At 67.6% G+C, this 14519-nt stretch carries 12 protein-coding genes; all 12 read right to left on the bottom strand.

Going from position 1 to position 14519, the window contains the following annotated elements:
• Nucleotides 1–471: 471 nt before the first annotated feature.
• Nucleotides 472–2847, bottom strand: coding sequence for a methyl-accepting chemotaxis protein (locus ACUVWL_RS07345; protein ID WP_445978983.1), 2376 nt, complete (start codon nucleotides 2845–2847; stop codon nucleotides 472–474).
• Nucleotides 2848–2948: 101 nt separating this feature from the next.
• On the bottom strand, nucleotides 2949–3332 hold the full coding sequence (locus tag ACUVWL_RS07340) for a hypothetical protein (RefSeq protein WP_014647020.1): 384 nt from the start codon (nucleotides 3330–3332) through the stop codon (nucleotides 2949–2951).
• A gap of 135 nt (nucleotides 3333–3467) precedes the next feature.
• The gene (locus ACUVWL_RS07335; protein ID WP_014647021.1) at nucleotides 3468–3959 is read right to left on the bottom strand and encodes a chemotaxis protein CheW; all 492 of its coding nucleotides are present in this window, start codon (nucleotides 3957–3959) and stop codon (nucleotides 3468–3470) included.
• Nucleotides 3960–4142: 183 nt separating this feature from the next.
• Nucleotides 4143–4916 (bottom strand): flagellar brake protein, encoded by a 774-nt coding sequence (locus ACUVWL_RS07330; protein ID WP_046430424.1) that lies wholly within the window; start codon nucleotides 4914–4916, stop codon nucleotides 4143–4145.
• 160 nt (nucleotides 4917–5076) lie between these two features.
• On the bottom strand, nucleotides 5077–7326 hold the full coding sequence (locus tag ACUVWL_RS07325; protein WP_445978982.1) for a methyl-accepting chemotaxis protein: 2250 nt from the start codon (nucleotides 7324–7326) through the stop codon (nucleotides 5077–5079).
• A gap of 371 nt (nucleotides 7327–7697) precedes the next feature.
• Nucleotides 7698–9686, bottom strand: coding sequence for a chemotaxis protein CheA (locus ACUVWL_RS07320; RefSeq protein WP_445978981.1), 1989 nt, complete (start codon nucleotides 9684–9686; stop codon nucleotides 7698–7700).
• Between the two features lie 45 nt (nucleotides 9687–9731).
• Complete coding sequence (locus tag ACUVWL_RS07315; RefSeq protein ID WP_005409521.1) at nucleotides 9732–10097, bottom strand: response regulator; 366 nt, start codon at nucleotides 10095–10097, stop codon at nucleotides 9732–9734.
• Nucleotides 10094–10402 (bottom strand): STAS domain-containing protein, encoded by a 309-nt coding sequence (locus ACUVWL_RS07310; protein ID WP_014647026.1) that lies wholly within the window; start codon nucleotides 10400–10402, stop codon nucleotides 10094–10096. The genes ACUVWL_RS07315 and ACUVWL_RS07310 overlap by 4 nt, the downstream gene beginning before the upstream one ends.
• A gap of 284 nt (nucleotides 10403–10686) precedes the next feature.
• Entirely contained in the window at nucleotides 10687–11952 is a 1266-nt protein-coding gene (locus ACUVWL_RS07305; protein ID WP_262093629.1) for a chemotaxis protein CheW, read from the bottom strand.
• Complete coding sequence (locus ACUVWL_RS07300; RefSeq protein ID WP_014647028.1) at nucleotides 11949–12731, bottom strand: ParA family protein; 783 nt, start codon at nucleotides 12729–12731, stop codon at nucleotides 11949–11951. The genes ACUVWL_RS07305 and ACUVWL_RS07300 overlap by 4 nt, the downstream gene beginning before the upstream one ends.
• A 4-nt stretch (nucleotides 12732–12735) precedes the next feature.
• A complete protein-coding gene (gene motD / locus ACUVWL_RS07295; RefSeq protein WP_014647029.1) occupies nucleotides 12736–13752 on the bottom strand; it encodes a flagellar motor protein MotD in 1017 nt (338 codons plus the stop codon).
• 1 nt (nucleotide 13753) lies between these two features.
• Nucleotides 13754–14494: a flagellar motor protein gene (locus ACUVWL_RS07290; protein WP_005409527.1), complete on the bottom strand. Its 741-nt coding sequence runs from the start codon at nucleotides 14492–14494 to the stop codon at nucleotides 13754–13756.
• Nucleotides 14495–14519 lie beyond the last annotated feature (25 nt).

Below are 14519 nucleotides of genomic sequence, written 5' to 3'. Positions count from 1 at the left end.
GGTGTCGGACGGCAAGAGCGTTGAGTTTCCAGGTGGAAAGAGGGGTCAGATCCGTTTTCCTGCGGAAAACGGATCTGACCCCGGAAGTGACCTGGCTTTTGTCTTTTGCTCTTCTTTCTTCAATCCGGGGTGGACGCGCACGGGAAGTGTCCGTGGCCGGGAGGGTGGGTTGCGCAGGGGCGTGAGCCGCATGGGGTCGAGGCATGCCTCGGGCGGGTTGGGCAGGACGCCCAACCCCGGTCTTGCCGTGTGCGCAGGACAGTGCACACGTGCAAGCGGCGACCGAGCTTACAGAGACGTACTTGCAGCGTCCCCTGCGCAACCCATCCTCCCGGCCCAAACGAAGGAAGTCCGCCGCTCTCAGCGACCACCCCGAGGGGCTTCGCCGTTGGCTGGATAATCAGATAGCCCATAAACAAAAACGCCCCAGCACAGGGCCAGGGCGTTCTCGTAACTCAGGTCAGGCAGGCATCAGAACTCCTGCCAGTCCCCGTCGGCCAGTTCGGTGGCCATCGGGCGACCACCCGCCGTGCGGCGGGCCGGCGGGGCAGCCGGGGCCGGGGCAGCCGGTGCAGCGGCGCGCGGCGCCGGGGCGGTGACGCGCGGGGCGGCGACGACCTCGGCTTCGTCCACCACGAAGATCGACACGGCCTCGCTGAGGTGGCTGGCCTGTTCTTCCATCGCACGTGCGGCGGCGGTGGCTTCTTCCACCAGCGCGGCGTTCTGCTGCGTGGTTTCGTCCATCTGCACCACGGTCTGGTTGACCTGCTCGATGCCGGCGCTCTGTTCCTGCGAGGCGGCGGAGATCTCGGCCATGATGTCGGTCACGCGCTGCACCGAGGCGACGATCTCGCCCATGGTCGCGCCGGCCTTGTGCACCAGCGCCGAGCCGTCGTTGACCTTGCCGACCGAGTCGTCGATCAGGCCCTTGATCTCCTTGGCGGCCGCGGCCGAGCGCTGGGCGAGGGTGCGCACTTCGCTGGCGACCACGGCGAAGCCGCGGCCCTGTTCGCCGGCACGCGCCGCTTCCACTGCCGCGTTCAACGCCAGGATGTTGGTCTGGAAGGCGATGCCGTCGATCACCGAGATGATCTCGGCGATCTTCTTCGACGAGGCTTCGATGGCCGACATGGTGGTGACCACCTGGCCGACCACGTCACCGCCCTGCGAGGCGACACCGTGCGCGCCGATGGCGAGCTGGTTGGCCTGGCGTGCGTGCTCGGCGTTCTGGCGCACGGTGGAGGTCAGTTCCTCCATCGAGGCGGCGGTTTCTTCCAGGTTGGCGGCCTGCTGCTCGGTGCGGCGCGACAGGTCGCTGTTGCCGGAGGCGATTTCACCGGCAGCGGAGCTGATCGCGCGGCTGGACTGCTTGATGCGGGTGACGATCTCGCTCAGCTGCACGGCGGTGGCGTTGGCGTCGTCGCGCATCCGGGCGAACACGCCCTGGTAATCGCCGTGCATGCGCACGGTCAGGTCGCCCTGCGACAGCGCGGCCAGCAGGCCGGAGATCTGCTCGATGCTGCCGGCATTGGCGTCCAGCAGGCCGTTGATCTGCTGGGCCAGCTGCAGGAAGAAGCCTTCCTTGTCGCTGGCATCGATGCGGCCGGACAGGTCGCCAGCGGCGGCCTGGGCGATCACGCGGGCCACTTCGGCTTCGACCTGCGCTTCCTGGGTACGGTCGCGCCATTCCACCACGTAGCCGACGGTGTCGCCGCCTTCATTGCGGATGGTCGAGACCACCTGGGCGAACTGGGCATCGCCGTACTGCATCGGGCGACGGGCGACGCCGTGTGCCTTCAGGTTGCCCAGCAGGGTCTGGTCCATCTCGCCGCGGTGTTCGAGCACGGTGACCGGCTTGCCGATCAGCGAAGCCTGCGCATCGAAGTCCGGCAGGTCGCGGCGCAGTTCGTCCTGGTACTGGCTCAGGGTCTGCTGCAGGGCGCGGTTGCTGTAGACGATGGTGTTGCTGGTGTCGGTCAGGTAGACGCCGGTCGAGCTGTAGTCCAGCGCGGTACGGATGCGCAGGTTCTCGCGGGCGATGGCCTGGTCGGTCTCGATGCGCTCGCGCAGGTCGCGCTGCATGCGCTGCATGGCCTGCATCAGTTCGCCCACTTCATCCTGGCGGCTGACGTCGATGTGGCCATCGAGCTTGCCGCCGGCCACGTCGTTGGCCACCGAGACGGCGCCACGCACGCTGCCGACCAGGGCGCGGGCAAACAGCCACACCAGTACCAGGCCGAGCGCGGCGCCGCCCAGCAGGGCGATCACGGTCAGCACGGCCGAGGCGGAGTAGGTGGATGCGGCCTCTTCGCGCGAGGCGCGGGCGAGGCGGTTGTCTTCGGCGATCAGCGCCTCCAGCGCGGAGGCGGCCTTGCGGTGCTTGGTGCGGGTTTCGCCGACGAAGGTATCGATGGCGTCGTCCGGGAGGTCCAGTTCCAGCATCTCGGTGACGCTGTCATAGGATGCCAGGGCGTCCTTCCATTCCTTGGCGAAGGCGTCGAACAGCTTCTTCTGCTGCGGGTTGTCGACCAGCTTCGGATACTCCTTGATCGACTTGTCCATGCTGGCGCGCAGGTCGACGCCCTGCTTGCGCGCATCGGACTTGACGTCATCGCTGGCGCGGATCAGCTGCTGGTAGGCGGCATTGCGGTACTCGCCCAGCATGCCGCGCATCTCGCCGGCCATGCGGATGCTCTCCATGCGTGAACCGGCCAGCTCGGTGGTCACGTTGTTCAGCGAATGCAGGCCGCGATAGGCGACGATGCCCTGCAGCAGCATCACCAGCAGGAGGACGCCGAAGGTCAGCAGCAGTTTCGGCATCAGTTTCAGGTTGTTGATCCACGGCATGGGCGTTGCGAGCTCCTAAGGCAGACGCGCCCGGGCATCGGGCCCGGTTGCAGCAGAAACCACGCCAGGACCAGGCCCGGCGTGGTCCGACGAACGGCGGATTACTTGATGTTGGCCAGCTTCAGCCCGGCCGGCGAGCTGACTTCGATTTCCGCACGCGAGGCGTCGCGCTGGATCTTGCCGATCACGCACACGGTCTTGCCTTCCAGGGTTTCCAGCGGGAAGGAGAACTTGCCGCGGTTCTCGCCGGCGATACGCGCCGAGAAGGTGTGGCGCGGGAAGGCGCCGCCCATGTACAGGAAGGTCGGCTGGCCTTCGGAGCCTTCTGCGTAACGGGCCTTTTCGACCTTGCCACAGACCATGCCGTCCTTGCCGACCGAACGCGGCGCCATTTCCGGCGGGATCATGTCGGCCGACTGGGCGAAAGCGGAGGCGGCGGTGGTGGCCAGGACAGCGGCCGAGACGAACGCAAACAGGGACTTCATCGAGGGTATCTCCGGGGATGGTAACGATCGGGCCGGTCCTGCGCGCTCCTGCGCGACCGGCTTCTGTCCCCCTATCGGCACCGCCGAAGGGAACTGAAGGGTTTTGTGACTGGAACGTGAAGCAGTTCCGTTTGCTCAGGCAGCGACGTCTTCGGCGAGGTTGGCCTGGCCCATGTCGGCGCTGTCGAGCAGGGTCTCGATGTCCAGCAGGATCAGCATGCGATCGTCGTGGGTACCGATGCCGGAGATGAAGCGGGTGTCGACGGCCGCGCCGAATTCCGGGGTCGGGCGGATCTGCTCGGCCGACAGCGGGATCACGTCGGAGACGCTGTCGACGACGATGCCGACCACGCGGTCTTCCACGTTCAGCACGATCATCACGGTGAAGGCATCGTAGCGGGCGTTGTCCAGGCGCAGCTTCAGGCGCAGGTCGATGACCGGGACGATGGTGCCGCGCAGGTTGATCACGCCCTTGATGTAGTCCGGGGCGTCCGGCACGCGGGTGACGGCGTCGTAGCCGCGGATTTCCTGCACCTTGAGGATGTCCACGCCGTAGTGCTCATCACCAAGGGTGAAGCTGAGAAATTCGCCACCGGCGCTGGCGGCGGAGCTGGTCTTGTCGTTCATCGAGGGGTCCTGGTTCTGCCGGAAGTCCCGGTGTCAGGCTCGATATCGGCCCCGCCGGGGGGGACTTTAGGTGCCGGGCAGTGCCGTGGATGGGATCAGATCCCTTTTCAGGGAAAAGGGATCTGACCCCGGCACGCGTTCCAGGGTTGCCGGCCGGCGGCCGGCACTACCGGTCGGACGGCCTCAGAGCTCGCCGTTGCGGCGGGCCTTGCGCTGGCGGTCGATGCGGAAGATGTAGCGCTGGATGGCGCTGTCGGCGCCGCGTGGCAGGCATTCAAAGCGCATTCCCACGCGCTTGACCTCGATGCCATTGGGCTGACGCTGCGGCAGCAGGTTGCAGACCACCAGTTCGATATCCAGGTCGGGGCCGTCCGGCAGCGACAGCCGCGCCGGATAGCGCTTCTGCAGACCAAACACCGCGCAGTCATTGGGCACCACCACGGCCAGGCCGCCACCGCTGATGTCCACTACGCGCATCGACAGGGCTTCGGCGCGCGCTTCGCCAGGCGGCAGCAGCAGGTGGGGTGAGTCGGTGACCGGCGTCTCCAGCCGGTACAGCTCGCGGCGCTGCAGGTGCACCAGTTCGTCAGGCAGGGGCGCACGGAAGGCCACATGGCCGTCGTTGTCCACGCGCTGCAGTTCGTGCAGCCGGAACCGTACCAGCACGCGTTCGAGCTGGGCGAAGCACAGCAGGTGATCGGCCTGCTCGGCGGCGCGGTTGGAGGCTTCCTGTGGGCTGCCATCGAGCAGCAGGAAGTCCTCGTCTTCGTCGAGGTCGAGCAGGGCGGTCGGGAAGGAACGGTCGCGGCCGTCGATATGGGCGTTGATCAGCGATCGCTGGTCGATCAGCGAGCGCAGCAGCTGGCGCAGCTGGCGCGGGTTGCGGACCAGGAATCGTTCGTCCGCGGCATCAGCCGCGTGGACATCATGCACTGCAGTGTCGTTGCCGTCGGACATGGAATCTACGGTCAGGGGCGGGCGCCAGCACGCATTGGCGCGAGGCTCGATGGGGATATCGGCTCCTGCACCGGATTATGAAGTGGGATTTGCATCACTTTCCACGTGTAAGGGGTCAGATCCCTTTCCCGCAGGAAAGGGATCTGACCCCGTGCTTCTGTCAGAATTCCTGCCAGTCGCCGTCCGTGGCCAGCGCCGGCTGGGCCGTTGCCGTGCGCAGCGCACGTGCCGGGGCCGGCTTTGCCGCAGGCGCGGCGGCTGCGACCTGTCGCGGTACCGGTGCGGCCAGCGGGCGTGCCGGGATGGCCATCGTGCCCTGCGATGCCAGCCGGAAGCGGGCCACGGCTTCACCCAGCTGCACGGCCTGGTCTTCCATCGCGCGTGCCGCAGCAGTGGCTTCTTCCACCAGCGCAGCATTCTGCTGGGTGGTTTCGTCCATCTGCACCACGGTCTGGTTGACCTGCTCGATGCCCGCCGACTGTTCCTGCGAGGCCGCGGAGATCTCGGCCATGATGTCGGTCACGCGCTGCACCGAGGCGACGATCTCGCCCATGGTGCTGCCGGCCTGGTGGACCAGGCTGGAGCCTTCGGCAACCTTGCCGACCGAGTCGTCGATCAGGCCCTTGATCTCCTTGGCGGCGGCGGCCGAGCGCTGGGCAAGGGTGCGCACTTCGCTGGCGACCACGGCGAAGCCGCGGCCCTGTTCGCCGGCACGCGCGGCTTCCACTGCGGCATTCAGCGCCAGGATGTTGGTCTGGAAGGCAATGCCGTCGATGACCGAGATGATCTCGGCGATCTTCTTCGACGAGGCTTCGATGGCCGACATGGTGGTGACCACCTGGCCGACCACGTCACCGCCCTGCGAGGCGACACCGTGCGCGCCGATGGCGAGCTGGTTGGCCTGGCGTGCGTGCTCGGCGTTCTGGCGCACGGTGGAGGTCAGTTCCTCCATCGAGGCGGCGGTTTCTTCCAGGTTGGCGGCCTGCTGCTCGGTGCGGCGCGACAGGTCGCTGTTGCCGGAGGCGATCTCGCCGGCGGCCAGGGTGATGCTGGAGGCGCTGGCCTGGATCTGGCCGACGATCTGGGTCAGCTGTGCAACGGTGGTGTTGGCATCATCCCGCATGCGCGCGAACACGCCATTGAACTGGCCTTCCATGCGCGCGGTCAGGTCGCCGGCGGCGATCGACTGCAGCAGCTGCGAGAGCTGGCCGAGGTTGCCGTCGGCCACCTGCATCATGGTGTTGAGATGCTCGATCATCAGCTTGAAGTCATGCTGGAAACGCTGTGCGTCGCCGCGCTGGCTGAAGTCACCGGCAGCGGCCGCCGCGGCCAGCTGCTGGATCTGCGAATTGATCGCCAGCAGGCTGGCCTTGGCCGCGTCCATCGATTCGTGCAGGATCGCGCGGCTGCCGGGCAGGCGGCGTGCATCCGGGGTGAGATTGCCGATGGCGTACTGGTTGAGCACGTCGATGGCATCGCGGATCGCATCCAGGTGCTCGAAGATCACCGTATTGATGCCGCCGGCCAGCTGGCCATAGACACCCGGGAAATCTTCCGGAATGCGATGGCTGATGTCCGGTCCCGCGTGCATCTGTGCCATCAGCTGGGTCTGCTCGCTGAAGCGGCGGAGCATTGCGGTCATCTCGGTCGTGGCGGCCAGCATCCTGCCGGCTTCGTCCTTGCTGGTGGCCTGGGTGCTGACGCTGAGGTCGCCGCGGGCAACCGCCTGGATGGCATGCACGGCCTTGCCCAGCGGGCCGGTCACTGCACGCGAGATGACGATGGCCAGCGCGGCGGCCACCAGCGACAGCAGCACGATGCAGCCGATGATGGCGATCATGCTGGTGCGATGGGTGGCGTTGGCGTCGGCGATCTTGCCGTCCATCTGCCCGGCGATGTGGGTGCCCAGTGCCTTCATCGCAGCGAACAGGTCGCGGCGCGCCGGGCGTGACTGCTCATCGGAGATCTGCTGGGCCTGCGCGCCATCACCGGCGGCCACGGCGTCGCGCATCGCCTTGTTGGCGGCGAAGTAGCGATCCAGCTGGATGCTGGCGGCGCGATACAGTTCGCGCTCCTTGTCCAGCGCCGGCAGCGCCGCGTACGCCGCCAGTTCGTCATGTACGGCCTTGGCGGTGTCGTCCATGCGCTTGTTGTAGTCGGCGACCTTCTCCGGCTGGTCGAGCATGCTCAGCTGGGCCAGTTCGTAGGTGCGGAACTCACCGAGCTGCGAGCGCGCCTCGCCCAGGTGCTGGACCGAGGGGATATCGTTGCCGGCCATCTCGCGCAGCTGCGCGTTGGCTTCGCTCAGTCGCAGCAGGGCGAACGCGCCGAGGACCAGGGTCATCAGGGTGGTAAGGGTGAACCCCACGGCCAGCTTGCGGGCGATGGGCAGATCTTGGAACCACTTCATGCAGGGTGCTCCAGGTGGGCAGAGTGCCGGCGTCTGTGCGCCGGTTTGGGGGTGGTTGCAGAGCGAACGGTGGTGCCCGGTGGGGTTCGGTGACGGCCGTCAAAGCGAAATAGCGGCGCAGTCCGGATGGACTTTATGGACGCATGTCACATTCGGTGGCGTAGGGATGACGGCGCGGAAGTGCTGCAACGGCGGGGCGTTCGCTTGCATGGCGTAGTTGCATGCGAAAGCACGGCGCCGACGGAGTTCACGGAAGAGGTGGGGTCAGATCCCTTTCCGCAGGAAAGGGATCTGACCCCACCGCCGGGGAGCGCGCAAACAAAAACCGCCGCCCCGAGGGGCGGCGGTTCAGTGCACGCTTGCTGTGTAGATCAGGCGGCCTGCGGTACCCGCAGCGAGCGCACCAACCCGCCGATGTCGACGATCAATGCGACGCGGCCGTCGCCGAGAATGGTCGCACCGGACACCCCGCCGATGCGGCGGTAGTTGTTCTCGATGTTCTTCACCACCACCTGCTGCTGGCCGACCAGTTCGTCCACTTCCAGGGCGATCTTCTGGCCATCGCCTTCGACCACCACCACCAGCGATTCGCTGCCGGGTGCACGGTTGCCGTAGCCGTAGTACTCGCTCAGCGACAGGATCGGCAGGTATTCACCGCGCACGCGCAGCACGCGGCCTTCGCCGGCCATGCTGCGGATGTCCTCGGCTTGCGGCTGCAACGCCTCAAGCACATAGGCCAACGGCAGGATCAGGGTCTCACCGGCTACCGCCACGGTCATGCCATCGAGGATGGCCAGGGTGAGCGGCAGGCGGATCAGCGTGCGGGTGCCAGCGCCGAGGCTGCTTTCAATCTGCACCTCGCCCCCCAACGCCTGGATGTTGCGGCGGACCACGTCCATGCCGACGCCACGACCGGACAGGTCAGTGACTGCATCGGCCGTGGAGAAGCCGGGCTGGAAGATCAGGTCCCAGACCTGCGAATCGGTCGGGTTGTCCGGCACCGCCAGGCCGCGCTCGGTGGCCTTGGCCAGGATCTTGGCGCGGTCCAGGCCGCGACCGTCGTCGCTGACTTCGATGACAATGTGGCCGCCCTGGTGCGAGGCCGCCAGGGTGATCGTGCCGGTTTCGTCCTTGCCTGCACCGCGGCGCACGTCGGGCATTTCCAGGCCGTGGTCGATCGAGTTGCGCACCAGGTGCACCAGCGGATCGGCGATCTTCTCGATCAAGCCCTTGTCCAGCTCGGTACCTTCGCCGACGGTGCGCAGCCGCACCTGCTTGCCGAGGCGGCTGGACAGGTCGCGGACCAGGCGCGGGAAGCGACGGAACACCGCATCGACCGGCAGCATGCGCACGCCGATCACCGCTTCCTGCAGGTCGCGGGTGTTGCGTTCAAGCTGGTCCAGGCCAGCGAACAGGCTCTCGGCGTGAACCGGGTCCAGCGCATGCGAGACCTGCTTGAGCATGGCCTGGGTGATGACCAGTTCGCCGACCAGGTTGATCAGCGCGTCGACCTTGTCGACGCTGACGCGGATGGAGGTTTCCGCTTCCTGGCTGGCGCCACCGCTGGCGGCAGGCGCGGCGGGTGCCGACGGCGACGCTGCCGCCGGAGCGGGAGCAGCCGCGGCCGGCGCCTGAGTGGCCAGGCTCGGCGGTGCGGCCGGACGGATGTCCAGCTCGCAGTCGTCCAGTACCCACGCGAAGGTGTCTTCGATCTTGCTGCGCGGCACCTTGCCGACCAGACCCAAGTCCCACGCCAAGTGGGCTTCGAGCGGATCGAGCTGCGCGAAGCCCGGCAGGCGGTCCATGCGCGCGGCGACCTGCAGCGAACCGAGGTGTTCCAGTTCGCGGATGATGCGCAGCGGGTCGTTGCCGCTCATGAACAGCGACGGCGCCGGGGTGAAGCCGATCTGCCAGGCTTCCGGCGTATCGTCCACCTTGGCTGCGGCGGCCGCCGGGGCGCTCGCTGCGGCCTGGCCGGACAGAACCGCTTCCAGGCGTGCCTTCACCGCAGCGACGGCAGCCGGATCGGCAGCCTGGCCATGTTCGGCTTCGCGCAGCAGGGCGCGCAGCACGTCCACCGAAGACAGCATGGCGTCGACGGCGTGGCCTTCCAGTGCCCGTTTGCCGGCGCGCAGCTCATCGAGCAGCGTTTCCAGCACGTGGGTCAGGCCGGCGATCGCGTCGAAGCCGAAGGTGCCGGCGCCGCCCTTGATCGAATGGGCAGCGCGGAACACCGAATTGATGATCTCCGCGTCCTGCTGCCCCGATTCCAGGGCCAGCAGGCCAGCCTCCATCGCGTCGAGGCCTTCGCGGCTCTCCTCGAAGAAGGTGGCGTGGAAGCGTTGCAGGTCCATGCTCATGGCAGTGGTGGTCCGGAAGCGAAGAGGGGGAGCGGTGCCGGGCGATCAGCCCAGCACTTTCTGCACGGTGGCGACCAGCTGTTCGGGATTGAACGGCTTGACCAGCCAACCCGTGGCGCCAGCGGCCTTGCCTTCGGACTTCTTGTCGGCGGCAGATTCGGTGGTCAGCATCAGCAGCGGGGTGAACTTGTAGTCCGGCAGCTGGCGCAGTTCGCGGATCAGCGCGATGCCATCCATGTTCGGCATGTTGACGTCGGTAACCACCGCATTGAAGCGCTGGCCCTTGGCGCGACCGAGCGCGACCGCGCCGTCTTCAGCTTCTTCGACGGCAAAACCGGCCGAGGTGAGGGCGAAGGACACCATCTGGCGCATCGACGCCGAATCGTCCACCACCAAGATACGTGCGCTCATGCAGCGTTCTCCACAGATTTCAGGTTGTCATGGGTTACGTCCAGGCCGAGGGCCTGGGTGACGCCCAGCAGGCGCGCGGCGTCACGGAAGGTTGCAGTGCAACCGTGGAAGCCGGTGCCCAGGCCTGCCTCGCGGCGGGCCTGCACGAACGCACACAGCACCTGCACGGCGGCCGTGTGGATGCGGGCGACCTGGCTGGCATCCAGGGTCAGCTCGCCTGCCTGCTCCACCAGGGGGGCAAGGCGGTTCTTGAGCTCGGTAGTGCTCTCGATGCCGAGATCCCCACCCAGTTCGACAGTGCTCATCGTTGCTCCGGACAAACGGTTCCGTGATCCATAACGGCACCCCGGTGGGGTTCTTTAGAAGAATCGACGCGGTGCGTCGATGCGGTCGCTGTTGAAAAGGGGACGGAGGGGATTAAGTCGCAAGCGACCTGGCTCTGCCGCAGCCCCTCGGCAACGTCGACCGCGCAGTGGGGATGTAAGGTGTTGATCCAACGGATCGACTCCTTGCGTCCCCGACAGGCACCGCTTCGGCGCCAAGCGCTGAGCCACTTGCGACTTAATCCCCTCCGTCCCCTTTTTGGGGTTCAGCTCAACAGCCGTGTGGCGTCGAGCAGGATCATCGGGCGCTGGCTGACCCGGGCCACGCCGCGGAACAGGTCGTTGGAAATCTGGCAGATGCGTGCGGTATCGGGAGGTTCGATCTGCGAATCGGTGAGGTTGGCGACATCTTCCACTGCCGACACGCGCAGGCCGATGGTCTCGCCGTCTTCTTCCAGCACCACGATGCGGGTCTGGGCGTCGTCCTCGGCGGCAGCCGCGCCCAGGTGCAGGCCCAGGTCCATCACCGGGACCACCTGGCCGCGCAGGTTCATGATGCCCAGCATGGCGGCAGCGGTGCCGCGCAACGGCAGCAGCGGCACCGGCAGCACGACCTCCTGGACCTTCAGCAGTTCCAGCGCATAGGCCTGGGTGCCGCAGCGCAGGCGCAGCCAGCGCGAGGTGCGTTCACCGGCGCGACGGTTCTGCGGATGCGGGCTGCGGGCCGGTTGGTGGGCCTGCGCCTGCAGCTCCTGCCAGGTGCCGGGGCGGTTGCCTGCGGGTGCATCGACGGCGACGCGCGGCGGCGGCGTGGCGGCGCGTGCGGCCGGGGCCGGTGCAGGGCGTGCCGCCGGGGGTGCCACCGGCGCTGCGACCACGGCGGGCGCCGGCGCAGGCACGTCTTCGCCACCAGCGGCTGCCTCGAAGGCGGCCTGCAGGCCGGGGCTGTCGGTGTGGGCGAGACGATGGCTGTCCGCCGGGTCGGTCTCGTAGATCACTTCGTCCGGCAGATCGTCCCAGGTGGGTTCCGGGCCGGTGTTCGCAGCGGCCGCAGCGGGTGCCGGCGCGGTTTCGTGGATGACCTCGTCGGGCAGGTCATCCCAGGTCGGCTCGCGTTCGGTGGACCCGGCGCTGGCCGGCGCGGCGGCGGCCTCGAAGGCGGCCTCCAGTGCAGCCTCATCCTCGGCCGGGGCCGCGACGACGGCATCCGTTTCGTTGACCACTTCAGCGGGCAGGTCGTCCCACGTGGGTTCGCGTTCGGCATCGATCACGCTGACGGGCGCGGACGCGGCATCGAAAGCGGCTTCCAGTGCGGCATTGTCCACGGCAGGGGCAGCGGCAACGCTCTCGGTTTCGGTTTCGTAGATCACCTCGGCCGGCAGGTCATCCCAGGTGGGTTCGCGTTCGGCGGCGGCTTCGGTGGCCGTGGCCGGGGCGGTGCTGATCGGCGCGGGGAGGGGAGCGGCGGCCGGGGCGATCGCCTCGCCCAGCAGTTCGTCCAGGTAGTCGTCGAGGATGCCGGTGCTGTTCATGCGGCCTGCTCCAGGGCGCGGGCATCCTCGCCGAGGATCCAGTTCAAGGCGCGCCGGTAGGCAGCCAGGCCACGCCCCGGGTAATCTTCGCCGACGCTCGGCAGGGTCAGCCCGGCGGCGTTGCTGATGCGGGTGTCGATCGGAATCGCGTCTTCCCAGACGCGGCTGCCATGGCGGTCCTGCATGGTGCGCAGCGATTCGTTGCCGGCGCGGGTGCGGCGGTCGAACAGGGTTGGCAGGATCGAGATCGGCAGCGGCCGGCGGCGCGAACGCTCGACCATCTCGCCGGTGCGGACCATGCCATCCAGGCCGTGCAGCGCCAGCGGCTCGGCCTGGGTCGGAATGATCAGGCGATCGGCGGCAGCCAGTGCGTTGATCATCAGCAGGCCGAGCGTCGGTGCGCAGTCCAGCAGGATGTAATCGTGCTGGCCCTGGTGGCGCGCCAGCGCGTTCTGCAGGGCCAGGCCGAGGCCGGGTTGGTTGGCGCTACGGCGTTCAAGCGTGGCCAGCGCGGACTGCGCGCAGACGTAGTCCAGGCCCTGGATGTTGCTGGCATGGCACAGGCCGGACAGGTCCGCCGGCGGTGCGCCGAACAGCTCCAGCACGCCGGCCGGCGGCGGGTCCACCGGCACGCCGAAGGCGCGGCTGAGCGAAGCATGCGGATCGAGGTCGATCAGCAGCACGCGATGGCCGAGCGCGGCCAGGCCGCGGCCGAGGGCGAGGGTGGTGGTGGTCTTGCCGACTCCGCCCTTCTGGTTGGCGACTGCCCAGATGCGCATCGGATTACTCCTTCATTGCCGGGGGAACGGCGGCGCCGACGCGGCTGCCAGCCGGCACCGGTGGCAACGTCACCGGTGCGATGGGGGAGGTGGGGGCGCTGGCCGGCGTTGCGGCGGCCTGTTCGGTGACGGTGCTGCCGGTGGCGCCGGTGGCTGCGTTCAGGCGCTGGCCGAGCGGGTCCACCGAATGCGAGGTGTCGGCCAGGATGATGACCATCACCCGGCGGTTGCGGTTGCGGCCCTGTGCGCTGTCGTTCTCTTCGCGCGGGCGGAACTGGCCATAGCCGACCATCGCCAGCCGCGACGGCTGCACGCCCTGGTCGGCGAACAGATGCACCACGCTGGCGGCGCGTCCGGCCGACAGCTCCCAGTTCGACGGGAAGGTGGCGGTAGCGATCGGCACGTTGTCGGTGTGGCCTTCCACGCGCACGCTGTTGGGCACGTCGCGCAGCACCTCGGCCAGGCTGGCCAGGGTCTGCCGTGCATGTACGTCCAGTGCGGCCGAGCCGGTGGGGAACAGGATGTCGCTGTTGATCTCGACCTCGATCCACAGTTCCGTGCGGCGCACGCTGATCATGCCGCGGTCGATCAGCGGCGCCAGGGCGGCGGTGAGGCGGTCGGCAATCGTGTTGAGCTGGCGCTCGGCACGGGCGATCTGCTCCTGGTTGTGCACCGACACCGGCATGCGCATCTGCGAGGCCATCGACGGCAGCAGCGTCGGGTCGTGCGAGGGCGCCGGCGCGGATGGTCCGATCTTGGTGCCGGACTTGATCACCGACGGGCTGTCCCAGCCGCCACCCTGCACCTGCTTGTTGCCCACCTGCACCGGATTGATCGTGCGCGGCGCGCCACCGAAGGCATCGGTGAGCGCGTCGGCCATGATCCGGTACTTGCCCTCGTTCACCGACGAGATCGCGTACATGACCACGAAGAAGGCGAGCAGCAGCGTCATCAGGTCGGCATAGGGGATCGCCCATGCCTCGTGGTTGGCGTGCTCTTCGTGGTGCTTGCGGCGGGCCATGTCAGTGCAGGAAGCCGGAGAGGTTGGTTTCGATGTTGCGCGGGTTCTCGCCCTGGGCGATCGAGATCAGGCCTTCGATGACCATTTCGCGGTCGCGCGTGTTGTGCGAGATCACGCTCTTGAGCTTGGCGGCGATCGGCAGGAACAGCAGGTTGGCCGAGGCGATGCCGTAGATCGTGGCGGTGAACGCCGCAGCGATGCCGTGGCCGAGCTTGCTCGGGTCGGCCAGGTTCTTCATCACCGCGATCAGGCCCAGCACGGCGCCGATGATGCCGAGCGTCGGTGCGTAGATGCCCATCGCTTCGAACACCTTGGCGCCGGCCTGGTCCTGGTGTTCCTGGCTGCCCAGTTCGATTTCCAGCATGTGCCGCATCGATTCGGGCTCGACACCGTCCACCAGCAACTGCAGGCCCTTGCGCAGGAACGGGTCCTGCTGCGCCTCCACCTGCGATTCCAGGCCGAGCAGGCCCTGGCGGCGGGCGATGTTGCTCCACTCGACGATCTGCTGGATCAGTTCGCGGCGATCGCTGTGCGGCGGGCGCACGACCCAGCGCACGATCTTGAACGCATGCTTGAACACCGCCGGCGAGGTGTGCAGCAGGATCGCGGCAACGGTGCCGACGATGACGATCACGAACGCCGCAGGCGACCACAACGACGCCAGGCCGGCGCCCTTGAGGATGCTGCCACCGACCAGCGAGGCCAGGGCGAGAAAGAGTCCAATGAGGCTGAGTCTATCCATGGATCCGGTATCGGCTTGTATGAAT

The sequence above is a fragment of the Stenotrophomonas muris genome (genome assembly GCF_052751275.1).
Note: the sequence above shows the minus strand (reverse complement) of the source record. Positions and strands in the feature narration are given on the sequence as shown.

Coding starts and splice junctions, on each gene's coding strand:
- ACUVWL_RS07345 (WP_445978983.1), bottom strand. CDS start 2,847: ATGCCGTGGATCAACAACCTGAAACTGATGCCGAAACTGCTGCTGACC.
- ACUVWL_RS07340 (WP_014647020.1), bottom strand. CDS start 3,332: ATGAAGTCCCTGTTTGCGTTCGTCTCGGCCGCTGTCCTGGCCACCACC.
- ACUVWL_RS07335 (WP_014647021.1), bottom strand. CDS start 3,959: ATGAACGACAAGACCAGCTCCGCCGCCAGCGCCGGTGGCGAATTTCTC.
- ACUVWL_RS07330 (WP_046430424.1), bottom strand. CDS start 4,916: ATGTCCGACGGCAACGACACTGCAGTGCATGATGTCCACGCGGCTGAT.
- ACUVWL_RS07325 (WP_445978982.1), bottom strand. CDS start 7,326: ATGAAGTGGTTCCAAGATCTGCCCATCGCCCGCAAGCTGGCCGTGGGG.
- ACUVWL_RS07320 (WP_445978981.1), bottom strand. CDS start 9,686: ATGAGCATGGACCTGCAACGCTTCCACGCCACCTTCTTCGAGGAGAGC.
- ACUVWL_RS07315 (WP_005409521.1), bottom strand. CDS start 10,097: ATGAGCGCACGTATCTTGGTGGTGGACGATTCGGCGTCGATGCGCCAG.
- ACUVWL_RS07310 (WP_014647026.1), bottom strand. CDS start 10,402: ATGAGCACTGTCGAACTGGGTGGGGATCTCGGCATCGAGAGCACTACC.
- ACUVWL_RS07305 (WP_262093629.1), bottom strand. CDS start 11,952: ATGAACAGCACCGGCATCCTCGACGACTACCTGGACGAACTGCTGGGC.
- ACUVWL_RS07300 (WP_014647028.1), bottom strand. CDS start 12,731: ATGCGCATCTGGGCAGTCGCCAACCAGAAGGGCGGAGTCGGCAAGACC.
- motD (WP_014647029.1), bottom strand. CDS start 13,752: ATGGCCCGCCGCAAGCACCACGAAGAGCACGCCAACCACGAGGCATGG.
- ACUVWL_RS07290 (WP_005409527.1), bottom strand. CDS start 14,494: ATGGATAGACTCAGCCTCATTGGACTCTTTCTCGCCCTGGCCTCGCTG.